We start from the raw sequence: 24088 nt of genomic DNA on the forward strand, positions 1-24088 counted from the left end.
AAAGGCCAAGACTTGTTCATTTAGTCTTGGCCTTTTCTATGCTTACTAAAGCTATATTTTGTCAGCAGTCGGACTATCGTTATCTTTTCCGTGCGGCGTCAACCATTTAGCGAACCATCCAGAAAAATCATCCATCAAAGTATATACGACTGGAATCACGACCAAACTTAATAGCGTTGAGGTTACCAGACCGCCTAACACAGCAGCCGCCATCGGACGCCTAAAGGTAGGATCGGCATCACCCCAGCCAAAAACGAGTGGCAACATGCCAGCACCCATCGCAATGGTAGTCATAATGATAGGACGGGCGCGCTTGCGACAAGCATCGATGATGGCATCAAAACGTGCCAGACCTCTGTTTTGCGCAATAATGGCATAATCGACTAATAAAATAGAGTTTTTGGTGGCGATGCCCATTAGCATAATAAAACCAATCATCGAAGGCATCGATAGGCTACTGCCCGTAATGACCAAGCCCACGAATGCACCGCCTATCGATAACGGCAGAGCCATTAAAATAGTAAAGGGCTGTAAAAGCTTACCAAAGAGTAGAATTAAGACGCCTAAGATACAGATAATACCCACCGACATAGCAATAACAAAACCGCTAAATAGCTCAGCCATGTTTTCTGCTTGCCCCTGTGCAATCATCGTAATAGAAGCTGGCAGTTGTTGCATAGTAGGGGTGTTTTTGACTGCATCTACCAATTCACCAAGCTCACCTGCGCCAGGCTGCACTGTAATGGTGATTGAACGTTCACGGTCAAGTCGGCTAATTCGCGCAGGCCCTGTACCAAAGTCAAGGTCAGCGACTTCACCGACACGCACACCTTGTCCGGCTGGGTCTGTACTAGGTACATACAAGCCTTCTAACTGATTGATGTTTTGTTTGGCCACATCAGGTAAGCGCACCACGATAGGAATCTGCCGCGTATCTAAATTGAGCTTAGACAGGCGCTGCTCATAATCACCTACTGTCGCTATTCGTAAGGTAGTTGCGATATCTTGAGTGGTAACGCCTTTATCTGCCATTGCCAGCCGATCAGGGGTCACCGTCAGCTCTTGTTGCGGTAAGCTGCGATCGCTGGTGACAGCACCTGCAATCGGTAGCGCGCGGATATCCGTCATAATTTGCTGTGCAGTCTGCTCCAACACTTGCGGATTGGTACTGGTCAACGAAAAGCTATATCCGGTCTCGCCGCCGCTTGATAACCCTACTGTAAAGCGCGCGCTAGGCACTTCTGTCAATATGGCGCTAATATGTTGTTCAATCTCCTTTTTGGATATCCGCTCGGCACGTGGCGTCAGAACGATATCTAGACTAGCAACGTTCTTTGCGCCGCCACTGCCGCTGGAGCTGTTTGGCCCCATCGCCTCTTGTGCTTGTCCAACTGAAGAAAAAACATGAGCAACTTCAGGCAATGCTAAAATACGCTCACGTGCCAATGCGGTCACTCGCTCGGTATCTTCAAGCTCAACATCAGGTGTCAGCTCAATCCCTACTCGAGTTTGATCAATATCATTATCAGGAATAAACGAGGTTGGTAGCAGTTGCACCAAGGCCAATGACCCTACAAATAATAATAAAGTAGCGCCCATGGTCAACCAGCGATGATGAAGTGTCCAGGATACTATCTTTAGATACCAGGTCATCAAGGCGCTTTGTTTTTCGACCCGATGTTTTTCTGGTCGCAAAATGTAGGCTGCCATCATAGGGGTAATCAAGCGTGCGACCAATAGCGAAGCAAAGATAGCCATGGCTGCTGTCCAGCCAAACTGGCGGAAGAATTGTCCAACCACACCGCCCATAAAGGCTGTAGGTAAAAATACTGCGATTAAAGTAAAAGTAGTGGCAATAACTGCAAGACCGATTTCATCAGCGGCTTCCATCGCTGCTTCATAAGGCGTCTTACCCATTCGCAAATGGCGAATGATGTTTTCGACCTCAACGATAGCATCATCGACCAACACCCCGATGACCAGCGACAACGCCAATAATGAAATAATATTGAGACTAAAATCAAACAGATACATCCCCAAAAAAGTAGGAATGACTGACAATGGCAAAGCCACAGCGGCGACGATAGTGGCGCGAATATTGCGTAAAAATAAGAACACCACAACGACTGCTAAAATACCGCCTTCAATCAACATGCGTAACGAAGACTCATAGTCCTCTTCCACTGGAGTCGCACGGTCGTAGACTTTTTCGACCTCGATATTACTCATCTCAGTACTTAACTGCGCCAGTGCTGCGTCCACTCTCTTGGTAACTTCGACTTCACTGGCACCGCGTGAGCGCGTAATGTTAAAGGCGACAACCGTTTTGCCATCTAGCTTGGCAACGGAGCTAGGATCAGCCGCGCCATCCGTCACTTCAGCCATACGCCCTAACGCTTGTGTGCCGCCAGTAGGTACGGCAATCTGTAACTCGTTAAGCTCACGCGCACGCTCTACCGCTCCCAACACTCGAATGGTCTGAGTCGTAGTACCAACTTCAGCCTCTCCGCCTGCGCTATCTTGCTGAATACCAGCGATCTGCTGAGACAACTGAGGGATAGAGAGCTGTAAGCCACTAAGCACGATAGGATCAGCGGCAACCGTAATCTCACGCTCAAGACCACCAATACGACTGATAGCACTTACTCCTTGAATATCAGATAAGCGCTTGGTAATCGTGTCGTCCACGAACCATGATAAGTCCTCAACACTCATATTATTTCCAGTCACAGAATAGGTGACTACCGGAAACCCTGCGGTTGAGACCTTGGTAATAATAGGATCATTCGCGGCGGCGGGTAAGTCTCCACGTACCTCACCGACTGCTGAGCGCACATCATCCATGGCTTCTTGAATGTCTTTTTCTAATACAAACTCGGTTGCGATAGTCGCAGCGCCTGTTTGTAGCGTCGTACGAATGTGCTTAATACCCTCAATACTGGTCAGCCTGTTTTCAATCTTTTTAGCCACGTCATTTTCAAGCTGAGCTGGGGCAGCTCCTGGCAAAGTAACCGTGACTACGACCGCTGGTAGATCAATATCAGGGAACTGCTGCACTTTCATTTGTTGAAAGCCAAACAAACCACCGAAGGTGAGCAAGACAAATAATAAAATCGCAACGAGCGGATTTTTAATCGAATAGGTAGATACATTCATATTCATGGTGTTGCCTGCACAGCTTGACTCTCAACGACGCGTACCAAGTCACCATCATTTAAAAAACTACCACCTTGCTTGACCAAGCTAACATCGTTTGGCAAAGGCTCTGCAAGTATGACGCTGTCGCCAATACGATCTCCTAGGGTCACGCGCTGCTGTTGAATACGTCCAACCGTTTTATCATTCTGGGTTTTGATATCCGTCACTAGCATCACATAATCATAGCCGTCGTTGCTGACAATAGCGCTATTGGGCACCGTTTGCATGCTTTCGCTACCGAGCAAAAACTCACCAGTTTGGTACATACCCGCACGCGCTGCAGAGTTGGATTCTAAACTCGCGTAAATAGTAATTTGACGATTATTATCCGCTGTCGGCGCGATACGACTGACTTGCCCCATCACTGATTGATCTCTTGGCAAGCTGACTTTGACAGGCGTACCCACGTTTACATCACCGATTAACTTAGGATCGATATCAGCACGCCACTCTAAAACACCCCCTTTAATAATCGTAAATAATGGCTCGCCACCTGCGACCATGCCAACCTCAGCCATCTTGTCACTGACTACCCCACTCACGGGCGCGACGACTTTTGCATTTTCAAGGTTTAGGCGCTGATTGCTTAGGCGCGCTTTAGATGCTTGCAAGGATGCTCTAGCACGAATCTCAGAAGTACGATAACGGTCCGCTTCTTGTCTGCTAATGGCATCTATATCAAGTAACGGTAGCACACGTGCCGCATCTGCACTCGCATTGGCAAGCGTGGCTTCGGCTTCGGCCACATCTGCTTCCGCTTGCAAGACCTGCTGCTTCATAGCATCGGTATCAAATATCGCCAACACTTGGCCAGCCTTAACGCGCGTACCTTCTTCGACCAATACCCGTTCAATTGCCACACCATTGACCTTGGCACTGACATTCGCAATATCTTTGGCACTAATCGTACCATCAGCCGTTAGCGTGTTGCCGACACTATCTTGACTCGGCTGCACTGTTTCAACTGACAAGACGGCTTGGTCATTATCTGCATTAATAGGTGCTATATCACTTTGAGTCTCAGAGGTAACGGTCGACTCATCCCTAGACGAGTCATTACCACCCCAATACTTTCCTAACAGTACACCAATGACCAGCACTGCTACCAGTACAGGTAATAACCATACAGGCAGCTTTGTCGAAGGTCTACGCTTAGCCGTATCAGGGTCGCGATAAGGCGGCAACTCAGACTCAGGTGTAGAGTTAGACACTTGCTTATCATTAGGGTCTTGAAGGTCACTCATAATCGGTCTCTATAAATAAGCACATTGATAGAAAAGAGGGTAAATATTATTTTTAGCGGGGTGATATAGACAGTTTATATTATTGAAAGCTTTTTGCATTGTAGTCTATCGTACTAACAGGTCAACTGGCGTTTATTCTCTCTTATTCTCTCTTTACCAATCAATCCTTAAAAAAGACCGTTAAAATACAAAGCAAACGCTCAATGCTATCAATTTTGCGCAATACATACGACATACAGTTTTGTCTTGTGTTGTTGGGTTGGTTTGTTACCATTAATTATCATAACTTATGACATCACTTACTCAATGTCATCACCAGAATAACGGGGTTAATTCGTTAACATTGACTATATAGTAGTGTCGAACAGTGGGTAACCATCACTTTAAATCGTAAACCAAGGAGTCCAACATGGCTAATAAAGAAAAAGTAAAAGCGATAAAGCAAGAAATAAAAGAAACTAAGGCAAACATCAAAGAACAAACTAAAAACATCAAAAACCTTAAAAAAGCATTGAAGAAAGCCAAAAAAGAGAAGCCTGAGAAAAAGTCTAAGAGCGAGAAAAAGTCTAAATAAAGCCTCCTTTTAGACGCTTGTTATATACATAAACTCGTTAAACACAAAAAAGAGGATAGCGATTGCTGTCCTCTTTCTTGTTTGTCTTTAGTGCTTAGATTCAGTAGCGCTTAGAGTTAGTATTGCTCATCAAGCCATTTCTTAAGCATTGGTATAGCGGCTGGCCTCTGGCATCCAGCGATGAATGAGTTGGCTGACGTCAGCTTTACGCATGGGGTCTGCAATTAGATGCTTCGCCAAACGCTGCGCAATGGCAAACAGCTGCTCATCTCGAATCAAATCAGCCAGATAATAGCCCACATTACCCGTTTGCCGTTTGCCTAGCAGCTCACCAGGACCACGCAGCTCAAGGTCTTTTTGGGCAATGACAAAGCCATCGGTGCTATCGCGCAGCACATTTAGCCGCTCAGTGCCCGTCTCTGATAAAGGCTTTTGATACAGTAGAACGCAGAAACTCTTGGTTGAGCCACGTCCAACGCGGCCACGCAACTGATGCAGCTGTGACAGACCCAGTCGTTCGGCATTTTCGATGACCATTAACGACGCGTTCGGTACATCAACTCCGACTTCGATGACCGTTGTGGCAATCAATAAGTCAAGATTACCGGCTTTAAACTCTTGCATAATGGCTTGTTTATCAGCGGACTTCATTTTGCCATGTACGAGGCCAATACGAATATCCAAACGCTCATTTAAGTCTTCATAAGTAGCCTCGGCGGCTTGTGCATCGAGTACGCTCGACTCTTCCACCAAGGAGCACACCCAATAGGCCTGCCTACCCGCCTCACAATTAATCGCGATGCGCTCTATCACGTCATCACGGCGATTACGGTCAATCGTCACCGTAGTAATGGGCGTGCGTCCGGGTGGCAACTCATCAATGATAGAGGTATCCATATCACCATAGACACTCATCGCTAGCGTACGCGGAATCGGTGTCGCTGTCATAATTAGCTGATGCGGCGTACTACCTGCGACGCCTTTATTAGTGAGGGCCATGCGCTGCTCAACGCCGAAACGATGCTGCTCATCAATAATGACCAAGCCCAGTTTGGCAAATTGTACTTGCTCCTGAAACAGCGCATGAGTACCGACCACCACTTGCACGGTGTTCTCACTCACGGCTTCTAACGCTTCGCGGCGCTGTTTCGCGGTTTGCTTGCCAGCGAGCCAACCGACTTCGATACCTAACGGCTCAAACCACTGTTTAAAGTTTAATAAATGCTGTTCTGCTAAAATCTCAGTCGGTGCCATGACAGCCACCTGCCAGCCACTATCAAGTGCATAACCTGCCGCACCTGCGGCAACTAACGTTTTACCTGCACCCACATCGCCTTGTACCAGCCTGAGCATTGGTATCGAAGTTGCCATATCAGCGGTGACATCTTTCATCACACGCTGCTGCGCACCTGTCAAATCAAAGGGCAATGCCGCAAACAACTTATCAGCCAATGGACTTTGAGTGGTGCATTTGGGCGCTTTGTGCTGGTGCAACTGCTGACGACGATACAGTAAACTTAGCTGATGCGCGGTTAGCTCTTCGATAATTAGACGTTGACAAGCCGCATGAGTACGGGCACTTAGCTGGGTTAATAGCTTATACTGCTGGCTTGCATCGGTATAAGTAGGCGGAGTGTGCAGTAGCACTAACGCTTCAAATATCGTTAGATTGTAGACATTGCTATGAGCGCTACCAGCTGCAACCGAATTGCCTTTATTACTTGCATCATAGGTAGTCGCACCAGCTTTGTTAACGTGGTTAACAACAGTATTGTCTGGCACACTGCGCGCTAAGGTTGAAAATATATCATCCGAATAGTCTGCCTCTGTGACCAATGACTTAGTCGGTTCAAAGGGCGCTAATGGTAGATCAGAAACGACTGCAAAGTCTTCTGGCGTAAATAGCGTCATGGGTAAGCCCTGACTGCGAACGGTCTGCAATGCCAGCTTAATCAAGGTACGTAGTTTGTTTTGATGCAAGCCTTTGACGGTAGGATAGATTGGCTGTAGACCCGTGTTAGTGATGGCAGTGCTATCAGTCAAGACCTGATATTCAGGATGATGCATCTGCTTACCATAACGGCTGACTTTTACCTCGCCAAACAACTGTAGCCGCGTACCCACACTCATGGTCTGGGCAAGACCACGATAGACTTTGAAGAAACGCAGAGAAATCGTGCCTGTATCATCGTCGACGATCACGGTCATGCCATTACGTTTAGTATCTACATGTACCACGCGCCCTGTGATCAATGCAGCTTGTCCATGACCCACATCAGCTATCGATACTAGACGACTACGATCTTCATAATCTCGCGGCAAATGGAGCAATAAATCAAAAATCCGTGTAATACCCAGCTGGGTTAATTGCTCTGCGACTTTTGGACCGACACCTGCCAGCGCTGTCACTGGCATATCTAGCGCTGAAGCCGACTGTTTAGGCAACGCACTGTTCGGCAGGTCGGCTATGGCATGGCTAGTTATTGGCATCAAAAACCTTAAAGATATTATTTTAAACTCTATATATTTAAATGCTTTATACTTAACTATTGTATGATGCTGTTTATAAAAGTATAGCTAAATATCGTGACAATTAATGGGCTATAACAGCAGTGTACCTCAATCATTATAGCTGACAACACTATTGATAATGCTAAGTTATTTAGTAATCGTGCGTCTATAGAATTGACACTTAATCAGTTATTTATCTGCTGGCGACTATCTTTTTTAGCATATTTTATAGAAGGGCTTTTTATGTTCGTTTATCCCAATCATAAACAACTGAACTATAAAAAACTATTACGCCCAAGCTTATTAATTGTGTGTAGTATGAGCATCAGTGCTTGTAACAATATTGGACCAACCACCTCAATTGCACAAGCTCAGCCAGTCGTAGCAGCCCCAAAAGTAGCATTGGTGCTGGGCGGCGGCGGTGCCAAAGGCTTTGCCCATGTTGGCGTCATCAAGGTATTAGAAGAAAACGGTATCACGCCGACACTCGTAGTAGGCACCAGTATCGGCAGCTTGGTTGGCAGTCTATACGCGAGCGGTTACACACCAACGCAGCTTGAGCAAGTGGCATCGACCACACCTGATAGTGAGTTGACAGACTTTGTCTTGTCCAACCAAGGCTTTATTGAAGGCATCAAACTCAAAAACTTTATCAATGCTAAAGTTGGTGGACGCGCAATAGAAGACTTCCCAATCCGCTTTGCTGCGATCGCTGCTGAGAAGCATACGCTAAAAAAGGCGGTTTTTACGACAGGAGATGCAGGCCTTGCTGTTCAAGCCTCTTGTAGCGTACCAAATATTTTTATTGCGCCGCGCATACCCGAAAAAACTGGCAAAAAATATATCGATGGCGGCGTGGTCAGCTTAGTGCCCGTCGATAGTGCTCGAGACTTAGGCGCTGATATTGTTATCGCTGTCGATGTCACTATGCCAAATACCAATAGAAACAATACGTCGGGCAATATATTACCGGCTATTACTTCATTAAGTAGCTTTTGGCGCTTACTTGAAAACAATCTATCCTCTAATAACCGCTATTCAACCACCAGTCGCCGCTCACTTATGAGTAATAAGCGTGAGCGCGCTGATATTATAATTACCCCTGATGTCGGTCATATCAGCTCGTTAGATACCAAACAGCGTAGCGCACTTATCATGGCTGGCGTGCAAGCCACTACCCCGCAGATCAATGCAATTAAACAATTTATTAAAGAAAAATCTAGTAGCAAGTACGCTACGCTTTGATATCACCAAAAAAAAGCACCGCAATCATCAACTGCCGTGCTCTTTTTATATAGTATTAAAACTATCGACTATCGTCTCTAGCTATTATTTAACTTTTGCACGATATTTAACCATAACAGTATCATTGAGACCGACACCTTCAATATCCCAGCGTACTGCTTTGTAATGCTTGAGATCAACTTCTTGTAGTTGGTTATCAACTCGCGTACGTAACGGCATCCGAGCAAAAGTATCACCATCGACACTACCGTATGGAAAATCAGGAGACACCGCGCGTAGCAGCTCCACTTGCTCAGGAATAGTCAACGTAACCGTCATCTTACGCACTCGATCTGGGTTGGTATTGGTAAAATACCCTTGATACTCTAGGATGTTACCTGACTGCAGGCGCGTATTGGCATCTACAGGTACTAATGTCTCTTGTCCATTCGCATCAACGCTGACAACAGAAGCTGTAATTTTGGTATTAACGGCTTGCATATTTGATTTGCTACCATCAGCACTTGCAGCTGTGTTCATAGCAGCGGAGCCATCAAGCGCCGGCTCTGGTGTTGGCAGCATAGCTGATGCTTGGGTTGTGACTACCATCGCACCGATAAGGGTACCGGCGATGACTTGGAATAAGCGATGACCGCTCCAAGCAGTAAAAGGACTGGCTAAATGGTTTATTTTCTTCATGATATTCGTTATTCCTAGTTGATGTAACGGTAAAACAATGCAAATCAAGTTTTGTTGGTGCTAAAAAGCCATAAGCGTTCTTAGAGTTTTTTCAAACGTTTTTTAATACAAGTTATATGCTTGCATCATGTATTTAACATGCAGTTTATGTGCATACTTAATCATGCAATAATACTTAGCATAACAAAAAGCTTTTATAGGTATACTAACCCCGTGTTTAGGTTGTGTATATAGACGACTGACTATATGCGAACAGCGCTCGTTAAAATAAAAAGATAGCTCATACCGATGTTTTTTGCTATGGTAAATCTTTAATATTCGTTAAATTTTTTATATCCCTTATCCTTTACTATACCTACTACTATTGCTCCTATTATGACTACTAGCGCCATGCCCCAGATTAAACCTGAATACGTCCATTGGTTCCGTAACTCTGCGCCTTATATCAACACGCATCGCGGCAAAACTTTCGTGATTATGTTTGGTGGTGAGGCAGTCAATCATCCTAATTTTAATACCCTCATTCATGACTTTGCGTTGTTGCATAGCTTAGGCATTAAGCTGGTATTGGTACATGGTGCGCGTCCACAAATAGAAAAGAACCTACAAGAAGCTGATATCGACTCGCCTCTCCATCATGACGTACGCATTACACCACGTACCGCGATGCCATCCATCTTACAAGCAGTCGGTGCTATTCGTCTACAAATCGAAGCCCAATTATCAATGGGGCTTGCCAACTCACCTATGTACGGCTCACGTATTGATGCTGTCTCTGGTAACTTTGTGACCGCGCGTCCCTACGGTATTCGTGATGGTGTCGATCATCAGATGACAGGTGAAGTACGCTCCATCGATACTGAGGCAATTAAGAACAACCTACTACACGATCACATTGTAATTTTAGGCTCAATGGGCTACTCAGCAACTGGTGAAGTTTTTAACTTGTTGAGTGAAGATGTGGCGCTTAGCGCTGCAGTAGCGCTTGGTGCAGATAAGCTTATCTTTTTAGGAGAAGAAGCTGACATCAACGACAACGGTCGCTTGTTACATGAAATGATTCCAAATGAAGTGGATCGTTTTTTGCGAGAGCGTGATTTGAATAATGAAATTAATTACTTTTTGCATTGTGCTAGTGTGGCTTGTCGCCAAGGCGTTCATCGTACGCATATCATTTCTTATGCCAAAGATGGCGCGTTACTCGAGGAGCTGTTTACACGCGATGGATCCGGTACGCTAATCAGTCATGATCCATACGAAGAGATTCGTCACGCCAATATCGATGATGTGGTCGGTCTTATTGAACTACTGACCCCATTAGAAGAGCAAGGCATCTTGGTCAGTCGCTCACGCGAACGCCTAGAACAAGAAATCGACAACTATAGCGTGATTGAGCGCGATGGTATGATTTTGGGCTGTGCAGCATTATATCCACTAAATGATGATTCAGCAGAAGTTGCTTGTGTGGCTGTGCATCCAGAATATCGTAATGGTAGTCGCGGCGCAGATTTGCTGGCATTTTTAGAACAACAAGCACGCAGTCATGGTTTACATAAGTTATTTGTATTGACCACACGTACTGCGCATTGGTTTGTAGAACAAGGCTTCGCTGAAGTCGATGCTAGTGCATTACCAAAAGCTCGCCAAGAAAAGTACCATAACGGCCGCAACTCTAAAGTATTCCAAAAAAACCTTTAAATACGGCACTTTATCTTCCAATACAAAAATCTCGTGACTAAAAAAGCCCTCATATCCAATATGAGGGCTTTTTAATTGTCTGATATTAAACGCTTAATCTAGCCTTATTTTACTTCTAGCAGCTCAACAGTGAATATAAGCGTGCTATTAGGCTCAATACCTGAGTTTCCAGCTTCGCCATAAGCGATATCTGATGGAATATAGAACTCGTACTTGCCGCCTTCTTTCATCAATTGTAGACCTTCAGTCCAGCCAGCGATGACCTGATTCAATGGGAATTCAATCGGCTCACCACGCTCATAAGAGCTATCGAACACTGTACCATCGATCAACTTACCTTCGTAATTTACTTCGACCACATCAGTCGCTTTTGGTGACTTGCCTGTCCCTGCTTCTAATACTTTATATTGCAGACCAGAATCTGTCTCTTTTACACCTTCTTTTTTAGCATTTTCTGCTAAGAATGCTGCGCCTTTGGTCTTATTTTCTTCTGCTTTGTTTTGCATGTCTGCGACAAACTTCTCTTCTTGTTCTTTTTGGTACGCCATTAGTACCTCTTCCATCTGCTCTTGGGTCAAGGCAGATTCTTCACCTTGATAGCCATCACGAAAGCCTTGCTCAAAGGTATCAAGATCTAAGTCTTGTACGGCTTCTTTATTACCTTCTGCCATCATAAAGCCCAAGCTATAGCCTACTTTTTCTTTCGCTGTGCTTTGCTCAGTAACAGAAACACTTGGGGTAGCGCTTTCTTGGTTGCCATTATTGGTGCTACAGCCTGTAACCAATAACATTGCACTAGCCAGCGTACTGATAGTTAAAGTGGTAATTTTTTTCATATCTTACTCTCAAGTCGTCGAATCAGTTATAGAAAATACTAAAATATTATTTGCCAGCCATCATAGCAAATCTTGGTTTTGGGAGCTATATTTCCGAGAAAATTAACGTAATAATGTACAGTCTTTGTTAATTTTGGCCTCAAAAATAACAACTTATCACACAATTATAGCTTGAGGTTAAGCAATCTAACTTTAACTGCATGATTATATCAGCTAAGCTTAATCAGCTAAGATGATAAGCGATTTAAAGCAACTTTTTTAGACTACTTTTTGAGAACTGTTTTCAGAAGTAGTCATCAAGAGACATTAAATTGGTCAACAACTTCAAATACAACAATACTATTTTTAAATAACTATGTATCCGTAAATACCAAGACCCATGAGTGTTTTACGACTTACCACATAGTGCTTCAAGGAGGACAGGATGAACCCAATGTTTGCATCTTTTAATGGTTACCTTGGTGGGCCTATCGGCTCCATCATTGGTGCTATTTTGATTTTCGTGATCGGTTGGCTCGTTGCACTTGGCATCGCAGCTTTAGTACGCAACGTATTGGCTAAAGTCAATCTAAACCAGCGTATGAATTCTTCTACAGGTAAAAATTACGACTTAGAAGGTATAATCTCCAAAGTCGTTTTCTGGTTTATCTTTGTTATTGCTATCTCAGGTGCGCTGACTCAGTTAAACTTAAATTCAATTTCAGCACCGTTTGCAAATATGGTTAATCAAGTACTTGCCTTTATTCCAAATCTTATTGGCGCTATTGCTGTCGGTATCATTGGTTGGGTTATTGCAACTGTTGTTCGTACTGCGCTCAATACTGCTTTATCAAAAACGACAATGGATGAGCGTTTAAGTGCTCAAGCTGGCGTCAAACCTATGAGCAGCACTATTGCTGATATGGTTTATTGGTTCATTCTATTGGTTGTATTGACTATGGTACTTGGTCAATTAGAGCTTGATGGTTTATTTGCACCATTGACCAATATGGTTGATAAAATCTTTAGCTTTATTCCTAATATTCTTATCGCTATCGTGGTTTTTGTAGTGGGTTATATCATCGCCAAAGTCGTGCGCGGCATCGTAACCAACCTTGTATCTACCTTTAATGTACAAGCATTGGCTACCAAAGCAGGTTTGAGCGAAGAAAACAGCCTACCTAATATTGCTGGTTCTTTGGCATTTTTGGTTGTTATCATCCCAACCGTCATCGCTGCATTAAATGCTCTAAAAATTGAAGTGATCGCTCGTCCAGCTACCAATATGCTGAACAAGATTATGGAAGCATTGCCTAATATCTTTATGGCAATAGCAATTCTTGTTGTGACTTATTACGTCATACGTATGGTTGCAGACATCATCAAAGGCTTGATCGAGAATACTCAGGTTAATCAATTACCTGCCAAAGTTGGTCTACAAGAGACTATGGGCGACAAAAAGATCTCTGATCTAGTCGGTTATGCCATTATCTTCTTTGCTATGTTGTTTGCTGCAATCGCGGCAGCTGACCTGCTTGGTTTTGAACCTATCTCAGCTATCATTACGATGTTTATTGCCTTCGGTGCAAATATCATCTTAGGTGCTATCATTCTCTTCATCGGTTTTTGGCTTGCCAATATCATCGCTGGTGTCGTTGAACGCTCTGAGAAAGGCTCACAATTTTTAGCCAATATCGTACGTGTATTGATTATGGGCTTAGTGTTAGCAATGGGCCTAAAAGCGATGGGTATCGCTGATTCTATCGTAAATCTAGCATTTGGCTTAACTTTAGGCGCTGTTGCAGTTGCTTTCGCTCTATCGTTTGGTCTTGGTGGTCAAGAGGCCGCTGCTCGTTTCCTACGTAAAATGCAAGATAAGATGGATAAAGAGCAGGACAAAGCTGAAGCGAAGTCTACTCTTCATACCAGCTCGTCAACTCAAGAAAAAGTCGCTGATTCAGTCCGTGATAATACGCCTAGCGCTACTACTAGCACATCGACTAGCGATTTGCACACAGATGTAGTTGATACGACTAAGCTTGGTAGTGACCATGTGGATATCACGCATGTAGAGACACGTGATAGTGATGTAGACACTGGTTCAAACCTAGGTTCAGGTACAGACTTTACTGACATCGATAACAACGATAATCTAAAATAAAGGTTAACGATAGCTATCGTTAGAATAAAAAAAAGACAGCTTAGGCTGTCTTTTTTTATGGCTTGGATTTTATACCTATAACTTAGTAGGTCGTGCAGGTACGTTCAAATTTATCTGCATCCGCGTTGATTGATTGTCGCTTATTGTCTGATTATTTTGCACCTATATTTTATTTTGCTGGTTTAAGCGCTGTAATTGTTTAGTTAACTGACGCTCCTTTTGAGTCATAGCCTCAACTGGCTGAATCCATGCATCTATGTCTAGATAAGTCTCGTCACTTTCTAAAACAAACTCGATGCCAAGCACAACAATATGATGTAGCTCTACAAGTGGCAAACGAAGTGCAACATCTTGCGCAATTGCTTGTAGCCTTGGTTGGATAGCTGCTCTACTCTGCGCGGTGTCTTTACCTTTTCCATAAAATATCATCACATAATGACGACCCAAACTTGTATAAGAGTGCTGATGAATAACATACCCATTCTCCTTCATAGTAAGTGCGCGCTCAGGATGTTTATATAGGGTACGTATGAGCTCATGACGCGAAAACAAGGACTCATCTAACAGCTGTCGTTGCCATCTAGTCTGTGCGTCTACCACCTTTTTATTGGTTGTAGTAGACGGCTCACTAGCCAAGCTCATGATTTGATTACTAAGCTGTGACCACAATATAGATGCCTGTTCTCGATGCTGCTGATAGGTGTGCTGTAAACCAACATCTTTATGTTTTTGTGCCAGACTCATCGCGATCAAAGCCGAATTTGGCTCATCTTGCAATCCATTTTTGATAAGCTCATTGTCTACACTTATAGCATGCGATAATAAAGCATCGCTGTGCATAAATTGGGAGATAAGCGCTGTTTCAGATTCAAAGCTGGCTACCCCGCTTATGAGCGATTGTCTAAGATGCGCTAAATGAAAGCCCAAAAATTGCCATAGGTCGCAAGGTGTCAGAACCCTTTCAATAGCTAGATGCCAATCCTGACGACTAAACACTTGCAGCAGTTGCTCGTCTTTATCAACATCTGCTACCAAGTGCTCCATAAAGTAACCTGCCCCAAAGCTATAGGTGATAGATTCCGTATCCGGTAACCTATTACCGTCTTTAGTCTTATCGGTATTTACTACTTGATTATCTACAAGTTGAACATCTATTACTAACACTGCATGAGACGCCGTCTCGCTATCTTCATGACGCTGCAAGTTATGCTTTTGCCATATCATTGCAGCCTTGATAACAGCGATGCGTGCAGTCTCAATGTCAGCCGTACTGCTTATGCTAGGTAGAGGCAACGACACTTTTAATACACGTAGCGCTCCTACTGGTAACTTGTAAAAGTACTGACAAGCGGAGTACTGTATATCTGATGTGTGCGATACAGATAATCTCACAGCAGAAGGCGGCAACTGTAGATAACAGGTGAGCGCTTCTAGCGCAAGGAATCGTTTAGAGAGAGGTTTGGTAGCGTCTGACACAATACATAACTCTTATTTTTGAAAAAACACAACTTTTTTGAACAAGTATCAATGTATACCTAATACGCAAAGTAAAACATAACAGCGTGATAAATACCCGTATAAATGTCTTTAATCACCGTAACACTCATATACAAGAAGACTATTATATATGGCAGCTTTACTGTCGCTTTCAAAGCAATGACTTGTTATGATGATAATAAAGCAACCATATTTAGGCAACGATTTATGGATTACAAACTGATCGATAGTGCCTCTATCGGTTTTGCTTATGTATTTACTCTCTTATAATAACAAGGATTGAAGGCCATGAAACGTTTTAAAGAAAAAACAGTCATCGTTACAGGCGCAGGCTCAGGTATTGGCCGAGCAACTGCCATTCGATTTGCCCAAGAAGGCGCCAGTGTCGTCTTAGTAGGGCGTACTGCTAAAACCTTGGAAGAGACCGCAAAAGAGTTTCCCCCAGATCGTACATGGATTCATACCGACAATTATCTTACAGTTACCTGTGATATTAGCGTACAAAGTCAAGTACAAGAGATGGTAAAACGAGTCATAGAAAAGTTTGAGAGGATTGATATATTAGTCAATAACGCTGGCAAAGCAATACAAGGTAAAATTACTGATGTGTCAGCCGAAGATTGGAGATCAGCAATCGATGTCAACTTAAATGGTACGTTCTATGTTTGTCAGGCTGCGATGCCATATTTAATCAAAACGAAAGGCAGTATCATTAATGTCTCATCACTTTCGGGTATTGGAGGCGATTGGAACATGGCCGCCTACAATGCAGCTAAAGCTGGAATTACCAATTTAACTCGTACTTTAGCGCTAGATCATGGTCCAGATGGCGTACGTGTCAATGCTGTCAATCCAAGCGTAACTGAAACCAATATGACCAGTGCTATCCAAAACAACGAGACTAAAACCAATAAATTTTTGGCCCGTTGCCCACTAGGTCGCCTTGCCACTCCTGAAGATATTGCCGCAGCGATAACCTTTTTAGCAAGCGATGATGCTTCGATGATTACTGGTGTTAATTTGCCTGTCGATGGCGGTGTTAATGCTTCTAATGGTCAACCAAACTTTTAAAGTCCGATAGCAAGACCCTTATCACGGTTAGATATTAATCACACTATTGTAAGCCTCGACGATAAACTTAGACTACAACGACCTAAAATGAAAAAGCCCCCAATATTAAAATATCGGGGGCTATTGGGTATAGATGTCTAACAACGACCTGCTTCAATAAAAGCGTCAATTACCTGCGTTATGAATGTCTTGTAGCGGCTGCGACAAACGCTCAGGATACCTTGGAACCACTCCTTGATATTGGCTATAAATCTTTTTCAAATCTCCTGCAATATCTCCAGTAGGATAGACCAAAGACATAAATCGTATTTCTTTGGTTTTGTAATCCATTGCTACTGGCAAGATTGGCACATTGGCTCCTACTGCTAAATAGTAAAACCCTGTCTTCCACTCTTTGGTATATTGACGTGTTCCCTCTGGCGCCAAGCCCAAAAATAGCGGCTTGCCAGTTTTAAACTTATCGATACTCGCTTGTAGTACCGAGCCTTTATTGCCACGATCAATCGGAATAACACCTATCCAATTTAATAACTGTGCAAACACAGGTACCTTAAACAAAGTATGCTTACCCATGATGCTGATTTTTAGATCTAGCGCAAATAAACTGGGAATAGCATAGATACCATCGACATTAGATGTGTGCGGAAGTGCCAATACCACTGCTTGTGGAATATTTGGTATCTCCCCAACTGTCCGCCAGCCAGCTGCTTTTAACATTACTGATGCAATGAGCGGTGCGACTTTGTTGCCGCGTCTTGGGACTAAATCGCCCAAGTGTCTTTTGCTAAGTTTTGGGAGTTTTGACAATACACTAAAGCCTATAAAGTGAAAACGAATACTAGCCTTAAGTAAATAGGACTAAATCGTCTTTTGTAAAATTTTAGCATTTTAAAAATTATAAAACGCCATAAAAACCAAACTACTTTGTAGCGAGAGTGAAGATCTACAATGAAATATCAGCCAAATTACCTTTGTCCTCAAGCCATGACTTACGATCAGCGGCACGTTTTTTGGCGAGCAACATATCCATCATGCTACTGGTTAGTACGATATCATCCATATCCAATTGAACCAAACGCCGAGTATCACGGTTCATCGTAGTCTCCCGTAACTGCTCTGCACTCATCTCTCCAAGTCCTTTAAAGCGTGTAATTTGCGCTTTTTTATTGCCAGGCACATTGGCCAAGATATGTGCAAGTTCGGGTTCATCTAATGCATAATGAACTTCTTTACCCACATCGACACGATACAGTGGCGGCATCGCGACAAATAAATGTCCTGCATCAACGAGCGCAGGAAAATGTTTGACGAATAACGCACAGATTAACGTTGCAATATGTAGGCCATCAGAGTCTGCATCGGCTAAAATACATATTTTGTCATAACGCAGCTCAGACAAATCATCGGAGGCCGGATCGACACCGATAGCAATGGCGATATCATGGATCTCTTGACTCGAGAGTACCGTATCTGATGATACCTCCCATGTATTCAAAATCTTACCGCGCAGTGGCAATATGGCTTGATAATGACGATCGCGCGCTTGCTTAGCTGAGCCGCCAGCCGAATCCCCTTCAACTAAAAATAGCTCCGCACCATCACGCAAATCACCACGGCAATCTGCTAATTTGCCAGGCAACGCCGGTCCTTGAGTGATTTTCTTACGAGCGACTTTTTTGGCAGACTTTAAGCGCCGACCCGCCTTATTGATGGCCAGCTCAGCAATTTGCGTACCCAAATCGGCATGCTGATTGAGCCACAGACTAAAGGCATCTTTTGCGAGTGTCTGCACCGCGCCAGCAGCTTCGCGGCTAGAGAGACGCTCTTTGGTTTGCCCAGAGAACTGCGGCTCTGAAAATTTCAGTGATAGGATATAGTTGACCCCATCCCATACGTCTTCTGCCGTTAATTTGACACTGCGTGGCAATAAGTTATGAATGTCACAAAACTCGCGCAGGGCTTCCAAAATACCGGTACGTAGGCCATTGACATGGGTGCCACCTTGCGCCGTTGGAATCAAGTTCACGTAACTTTCTTGAATCGGTGTGCCACCTTCAGGTAACCAAGACAGGGCAAAGGTAATAGATGCGCGCTCGCCTGCTTTTGCCTCATGACTATAATAAAATGGCGCGGGCGGCAACGTCTCAAGCCCATCTAGCTGCTCGTTTAAATATTCCACCACCCCATCGGTAAACTGCCAAACGACTTTTTCATTATTAATCTCATCGACGAATTCAATTGTCAGACCAGCGGCCAATACAGCTTTGGCTTTTAGATTATGCTTGAGCTGCTTGACGTTAAACTTGGGCGTATCAAAGAAACTTCCATCCGCCCAAAAACGTACACGAGTACCGCGTTTGCGTTTATTAGAACTGACAGACTTAGTCAACGGCGTCACTGGTGTACCATTTTCAAACGCCATATCAAACTGCGTACTGTCTCGCCATACCGTTACCTCAACTCGCGTCGATAGCGCATTGACGACAGAGATACCGACGCCATGCAAACCGCCCGATACCTCATAATTAGATGTCGAAAATTTACCACCAGCGTGCAGACGCGTTAAAATCAGCTCTATACCTGACTGACCAAACTCAGGATGGATATCAGTTGGCATACCGCGGCCGTCATCTTCAACCGATAGCGACCCATCGTTATGTAATTGAACTTTTATAGTTTTAGTATAACCAGCCAACGCTTCATCGACTGAGTTGTCGATGACTTCTTGTGCCAGATGATTGGGCCGTGTGGTATCGGTATACATACCAGGACGGCGACGTACTGGCTCAAGACCTTCCAAAACTTCTAACGATTGCGCATTATATTGACTCAAAATGCCTTCCTTTATTATTCATATATAACTGTTTCTATCTAACCATTATAACCAAAAATAGCGCTCTTTACGTCAATCGTCAGTGGCTTACGTCAGATAATGTCGTCTCTTTAAGCTGTCCTAACTCAGACTAATTGTTGTACCATTTCAATAGCTTTGGGCAAATGCTCAGTAAAATCACTAAACCTATGATCGCCGCCCTCTTGCAAAATAACAACCGCGCCCTGCTCTCGGTAAAACGCGGTAGAGAGCTTGGCATCAAGTAGTTCATCTCCGTCTTTAATAAGTGCAGCGACTTTATTAGGATAATGTACAGTTAATAATTGATGATGAGCAAACCACTGCAAGTCCGCTGCCGTCATCTCCCAACCGCCTGTGGTGGTATAAAGCACATCAGACTTATTTTGATTGTCAAAGCCTGCTTGCTCGAAGCGCTGTAGCGTAATATGTGGCTGTGTACTGGGATTTAATAGCAGCGCTGGGCAGCCAGTCGCATTACTAACTAGCGTTGAAAAATAACCACCTAATGAGCTACCGATTAACACGGTTTTAGCATCCTTGCCTAGTTTAGTGACTAAATCAGTTAAATAACTAAAAACTTGCGCCGGCGTTTGGTTTAAATCAGGACGTACTACTCTAATCTCAGGGTGATTCTGTTGGCAATACTCATCTAATAATCTGCCTTTTATAGAGTTGGCATCACTGTCTAAGCCATGGATATAAATAATGTTCACGTATTATCTCACTTGTAGGTTTTGGTATGATTGCTTTATATTGATAATAAAAAATATTGATAATAAAAACTCAGCATAACACCAGCTCACTAAAAACAGTAACAATAAAACGGCACACTACTATTCAGTATTTACGCCATAATAGTATTTGACCATAAGATAATACAAGTTAAAGGAATAACGATAACAGCGATGGAGCCGCCATGAATCAGCAGTTTGAACTGTTCGAGATTGCCAATCCATGCATTGGTGTCTGTCAAAGCAATAAAAAAGGCTACTGCTTTGGCTGCTTACGTAGTCGACCTGAGCGTCAGCTATGGCATGAGATGACAACGGAGCAACGACGTGAAGTGCTACGACTGGTCAATGGGCGCAGGCAGCGTATCGAGCAGATGCGGCAACGTAAAGGTCAGCAATTAGGCTTTGATTTTGAAGAAGTCATTGAAACAGGCGAATTGTTTTAGTTAAAAAACATATTTGTTAAGTATTATTTAATAATTGATAATACTAATATAATAATTCTAACTAATACAATTGGAATTTATACCCTTGGCCTCAAATAGATAACTGAAGATTGATAACATCAACCAATTATCAACGGTTATAAAATATAGGGAGAAAAAAATGAGTGACTCTATAACAAATAGTGTAAAAGACAAAGTGACCAAATCACGTCAAATCGAACAACTAAATGCTGGGGTCGATACCCAAGACGGTGCTGGCGTTAAATTGACTCGCGTACTCACGCAGCAGCTGCAACAGCGCCTCGATCCTTACTTGATGCTCGATAACTTTAAAAGCGACAATCCAGATGATTATGTCGCTGGGTTCCCGAACCATCCGCATCGCGGCTTTGAAACCATCACTTATATGATTACGGGTCGTATGCGGCATCGTGATAGCGCCGGTAACGAAGGGTTATTACAGAACGGCGGCGTGCAGTGGATGACGGCGGCGAGCGGCGTCATCCACTCGGAGCTACCGGAACAAGAAGACGGCGCAATGGAAGGCTTCCAGCTTTGGCTCAATCTACCTGCCAAAGACAAAATGAACGACCCTTGGTATAAAGACTTCCAAAGTGATGATTTGCCTAAATACACCACAGAAGATGGCGTAGACGTCACAGTCATTGCGGGTACATCGCACGGCGTAGAAGGCGCAGTCACGCGCGATATCACTGAGCCGACTTATTTGGATATTCATCTACCCGCAGGGTCTAGTTTTAGTCAGGCCATTCCAGCTGACCACAATGCGTTTGCCTTTGTGTATCGTGGTACGGTAAATATCGAAGGCGAAACCGTACCGACTAAAAATATGGCTATCTTGAAAAATGACGAAGATGCCGATGGCGTTACCATTACAGCGGATAGTAGTGAGGATACCAAAGTGATTTTAATTACGGGTCGCCCACTACGCGAACCGATTGTGCAATATGGTCCGTTTGTAATGAACAGTCAGCAAGAAATCATGCAAGCCGTTACTGATTTCCAAAGTGGTAAATTTGGTGAAGGTGCTTAATATTAGATTAGTTTTTTGAATGTCAAAGCCCGTATTATTTGTTAATATGGGCTTTTTTTGTGGGAGAATTATTGTTTTGACTGTTTGCGCAGTTGTACTGAGCGTCAACTGTGACATGACGACTGAGTATCGCCAAAAGGTATCAGACTCCTTGTCAAGCGTAGAAAGTATATAGAGCAAATAGGACATCGTAAGGATGGACAATTAGGGTTTGTTTTTGAATTTTTAATTGAAATAAATGAGTTGTTTAGTAGAAGCTCTAAGCGTAAGTTGTTTCCATCCATAACTGGGTGACAGCTTCAAATCACTTTATAATTGTGTTTGATAGCCATGTAAGCAGGCATTTAATCTAAATGACAATTGCACAGAATTCGGAATGGTCTCGTTACCTGCTCTATTATTTATCATTTCGTACTTCCCACTTAAAAATAATGTCGTTTTCAAATATATCTATTAATTGAATAAGCACATAAAATGTTGAGTTATTTGGTTTGACAATTGCTATCATATCTTTTTCTAGTCTTTCACAATGACTTGGAAACCTGAAAACTGTTGGATCACTAACGTCACCAAAATTTCTTGCTCCAGATGCAATTCGTATTGCGCCACCACTACTATGAAGATCAACACAGCCATGTATAGATTGTAGTGTAGACCATTTAATGTCTATAGACCTTTCATCTTTTTGACTAAACTGTACTTTGATTTCAGTACCACTATAAACTACTGGGATTCTTCTTTTACCGCAACCATACACTTTATGAACATCACCAAACTCGAAAGTTTCTTCTTCAACAGCCTGTCTTAGCTTTCTATTAAAAAAACTAACATTGATATTATTTTCTAGTAGTTTACGGAAACCTTGTGAGTAGATTGTTCCATTAGGATCTAAAACGCCAATAACAACCTCGTCAACACCAGAATCAATTAATAGCTGTGCACAAGATTCAACTTCTTGTCCTTCATGCAGTTCGATACATGGTTCCAATGTAGTAAATACTGTGGCTCCATATAACTTATCTTTAGTTAATTTTCTTATTGCAACTCTTTCTGCATGAACACCTTTGGTTTCACCTCGGAATCCTGTAGCCAATATCTTTCCGCTTTTGGAAATAACAACCCCAACCCTAGGAAACTCCTCACATTTAAGATGCTCCTCTATAGCCAATCTCATAAGATCAGACTTAGAATACGTTTTCATAATGTTTACCTATTCTTATTAAAATCATTTGAATCTAAGTTTTGTACAGCATAGCTATTTTTACACTAATTTATAATTAGCGTACTTCATCATAAATGAAACTAACAAACATAAAAAACCTAAACCCGAAAAAGAACCTTTTTCAGTACTTATAATAAACTTAGTAATTACCTTAAATATTCCACTAAGTCCTAATGGTAATAATAAGGGAGAAATGATGCTTAAGAATACTAGCAAACCCCCAAGTATAAAAATCAGGAATATGAGCATAATAAAAAAACCAACAAAAGGACTAAACTGAAAGTTCAATAAAATGTGGGATTTAAAAATTAAATAACTAACAACCAAAGGAGCCAATGATAGCAAAATAATAAATATATTTAATTTTAGACTTTCAAGCGCTTGTTTAAAATCTTTATCAACATTACTATGAACATAACTAAAATATTTATTCAAAAACCCATCCGTATTATTTCGCCAATCTTTCGGTATAAAGTAGTCCCACCCCATCATTAGTGCTGCTGAAATTTGGAAATACAGAATTGTTAGTTCTCCAAACTGTGTCATGAATCTTCCTATAAATGTAATAGAACTAAACGTATAAATAGAGTAACTATTTTAAACTTTTTCGTTCAATAATATAATAGAAGAACTCATAACGAACTAACATTCATTAAATAATTTTTATTCAACTTCTAAAAACAAACCCATAAAAAAAACCCCCTTAACTTAATTGTTAAGGGGGTTTTTTAGGAATATAGAGCTGACGATGACCTGAGAACCGTTATAAAATTGCATGCCAAACTGCGAGCACAGCTCTTGTCTTGCGTCGGGCAAAACCGTGTTTCGCTTAATCCTCCTCAAAGCAGCGCAAGAGAAAACACTATTTAAAGCTTTTTCTGCGTAGGTCACATGATGATGACTAAATGAAAGGTAAAAAAAAGAGCCACCTCGTTTGAGATGACTCTTCTTAGAATAGAGAGCTGACGATGACCTACTCTCACATGGCCGGAGCCACACTACCATTGGCGCAACGATGTTTCACTTCTGAGTTCGGGAAGGGATCAGGTGGTGCCATCGTGCTATTGTCGTCAGCAAAGGGGGTTAGAT

Annotated in this window: 18 protein-coding genes and 1 rRNA gene; 7 read left to right on the top strand and 12 right to left on the bottom strand. The window is 42.9% G+C overall.

Annotation, left to right across the window (positions count from 1 at the left end; genetic code table 11):
- Window positions 1–51: 51 nt before the first annotated feature.
- Together Q0895_RS09340 and Q0895_RS09345 are read right to left on the bottom strand one after the other, a co-directional pair.
- On the bottom strand, window positions 52–3162 hold the full coding sequence (locus tag Q0895_RS09340; protein WP_299188097.1) for an efflux RND transporter permease subunit: 3111 nt from the start codon (window positions 3160–3162) through the stop codon (window positions 52–54).
- A complete protein-coding gene (locus Q0895_RS09345; RefSeq protein ID WP_299188099.1) occupies window positions 3159–4442 on the bottom strand; it encodes an efflux RND transporter periplasmic adaptor subunit in 1284 nt (427 codons plus the stop codon). The genes Q0895_RS09340 and Q0895_RS09345 overlap by 4 nt, the downstream gene beginning before the upstream one ends.
- A 409-nt stretch (window positions 4443–4851) precedes the next feature.
- Here Q0895_RS09345 and Q0895_RS09350 point away from each other — a divergent pair, with 409 nt between their 5' ends.
- Window positions 4852–5016 carry a hypothetical protein gene (locus Q0895_RS09350; protein ID WP_299188102.1) on the top strand — a complete coding sequence of 55 codons (165 nt, stop codon included), beginning with the start codon at window positions 4852–4854 and terminating at the stop codon, window positions 5014–5016.
- 141 nt (window positions 5017–5157) lie between these two features.
- On the opposite strand, the gene recG is transcribed toward Q0895_RS09350, so the two are convergent.
- The gene (recG, locus tag Q0895_RS09355) at window positions 5158–7506 is read right to left on the bottom strand and encodes an ATP-dependent DNA helicase RecG (protein ID WP_299188104.1); all 2349 of its coding nucleotides are present in this window, start codon (window positions 7504–7506) and stop codon (window positions 5158–5160) included.
- A gap of 264 nt (window positions 7507–7770) precedes the next feature.
- On the opposite strand from recG, the gene Q0895_RS09360 reads away from it, so the two are divergent.
- The gene (locus Q0895_RS09360) at window positions 7771–8772 is read left to right on the top strand and encodes a patatin-like phospholipase family protein (protein ID WP_299188106.1); all 1002 of its coding nucleotides are present in this window, start codon (window positions 7771–7773) and stop codon (window positions 8770–8772) included.
- Window positions 8773–8856: 84 nt separating this feature from the next.
- Here the strand turns inward: Q0895_RS09360 and Q0895_RS09365 are convergent, their stop codons facing one another.
- Window positions 8857–9450, bottom strand: coding sequence for a hypothetical protein (locus Q0895_RS09365; RefSeq protein ID WP_299188109.1), 594 nt, complete (start codon window positions 9448–9450; stop codon window positions 8857–8859).
- 375 nt (window positions 9451–9825) lie between these two features.
- Between Q0895_RS09365 and argA the strand changes: the two genes are divergently transcribed.
- On the top strand, window positions 9826–11148 hold the full coding sequence (argA, locus tag Q0895_RS09370) for an amino-acid N-acetyltransferase (protein WP_299188110.1): 1323 nt from the start codon (window positions 9826–9828) through the stop codon (window positions 11146–11148).
- 104 nt (window positions 11149–11252) lie between these two features.
- On the opposite strand, the gene Q0895_RS09375 is transcribed toward argA, so the two are convergent.
- Window positions 11253–11984 (bottom strand): FKBP-type peptidyl-prolyl cis-trans isomerase, encoded by a 732-nt coding sequence (locus Q0895_RS09375; protein ID WP_299188113.1) that lies wholly within the window; start codon window positions 11982–11984, stop codon window positions 11253–11255.
- Window positions 11985–12408: 424 nt separating this feature from the next.
- On the opposite strand from Q0895_RS09375, the gene Q0895_RS09380 reads away from it, so the two are divergent.
- A complete protein-coding gene (locus Q0895_RS09380) occupies window positions 12409–14124 on the top strand; it encodes a mechanosensitive ion channel (RefSeq protein WP_299188116.1) in 1716 nt (571 codons plus the stop codon).
- Window positions 14125–14286: 162 nt separating this feature from the next.
- Here the strand turns inward: Q0895_RS09380 and Q0895_RS09385 are convergent, their stop codons facing one another.
- Window positions 14287–15600: a hypothetical protein gene (locus Q0895_RS09385; RefSeq protein ID WP_299188120.1), complete on the bottom strand. Its 1314-nt coding sequence runs from the start codon at window positions 15598–15600 to the stop codon at window positions 14287–14289.
- A gap of 309 nt (window positions 15601–15909) precedes the next feature.
- Between Q0895_RS09385 and Q0895_RS09390 the strand changes: the two genes are divergently transcribed.
- On the top strand, window positions 15910–16692 hold the full coding sequence (locus Q0895_RS09390; RefSeq protein WP_299188123.1) for an SDR family oxidoreductase: 783 nt from the start codon (window positions 15910–15912) through the stop codon (window positions 16690–16692).
- Window positions 16693–16857: 165 nt separating this feature from the next.
- Here Q0895_RS09390 and Q0895_RS09395 read toward each other — a convergent pair whose 3' ends face one another.
- From Q0895_RS09395 to Q0895_RS09405, 3 genes are all read right to left on the bottom strand, one after another.
- Window positions 16858–17529 (bottom strand): lysophospholipid acyltransferase family protein, encoded by a 672-nt coding sequence (locus Q0895_RS09395; protein ID WP_299188154.1) that lies wholly within the window; start codon window positions 17527–17529, stop codon window positions 16858–16860.
- 106 nt (window positions 17530–17635) lie between these two features.
- The gene (gene parE, locus Q0895_RS09400; protein WP_299188126.1) at window positions 17636–19525 is read right to left on the bottom strand and encodes a DNA topoisomerase IV subunit B; all 1890 of its coding nucleotides are present in this window, start codon (window positions 19523–19525) and stop codon (window positions 17636–17638) included.
- A gap of 125 nt (window positions 19526–19650) precedes the next feature.
- A complete protein-coding gene (locus Q0895_RS09405; protein WP_299188129.1) occupies window positions 19651–20259 on the bottom strand; it encodes a YqiA/YcfP family alpha/beta fold hydrolase in 609 nt (202 codons plus the stop codon).
- A 203-nt stretch (window positions 20260–20462) separates the two neighbouring features.
- On the opposite strand from Q0895_RS09405, the gene Q0895_RS09410 reads away from it, so the two are divergent.
- On the top strand, window positions 20463–20723 hold the full coding sequence (locus Q0895_RS09410) for a DUF1289 domain-containing protein (RefSeq protein WP_299188132.1): 261 nt from the start codon (window positions 20463–20465) through the stop codon (window positions 20721–20723).
- A 160-nt stretch (window positions 20724–20883) separates the two neighbouring features.
- Window positions 20884–21777, top strand: coding sequence for a pirin family protein (locus Q0895_RS09415; RefSeq protein ID WP_299188134.1), 894 nt, complete (start codon window positions 20884–20886; stop codon window positions 21775–21777).
- 397 nt (window positions 21778–22174) lie between these two features.
- Here the strand turns inward: Q0895_RS09415 and Q0895_RS09420 are convergent, their stop codons facing one another.
- From Q0895_RS09420 to rrf, 3 genes are all read right to left on the bottom strand, one after another.
- Window positions 22175–22978, bottom strand: coding sequence for a deaminase (locus tag Q0895_RS09420; protein ID WP_299188135.1), 804 nt, complete (start codon window positions 22976–22978; stop codon window positions 22175–22177).
- A gap of 60 nt (window positions 22979–23038) precedes the next feature.
- On the bottom strand, window positions 23039–23545 hold the full coding sequence (locus Q0895_RS09425; RefSeq protein ID WP_299188137.1) for a hypothetical protein: 507 nt from the start codon (window positions 23543–23545) through the stop codon (window positions 23039–23041).
- A gap of 414 nt (window positions 23546–23959) precedes the next feature.
- A 5S ribosomal RNA gene (rrf, locus tag Q0895_RS09430) occupies window positions 23960–24074 on the bottom strand.
- Window positions 24075–24088 lie beyond the last annotated feature (14 nt).

The sequence above is a fragment of the uncultured Psychrobacter sp. genome, assembly GCF_947495825.1.
Taxonomy (GTDB): domain Bacteria; phylum Pseudomonadota; class Gammaproteobacteria; order Pseudomonadales; family Moraxellaceae; genus Psychrobacter.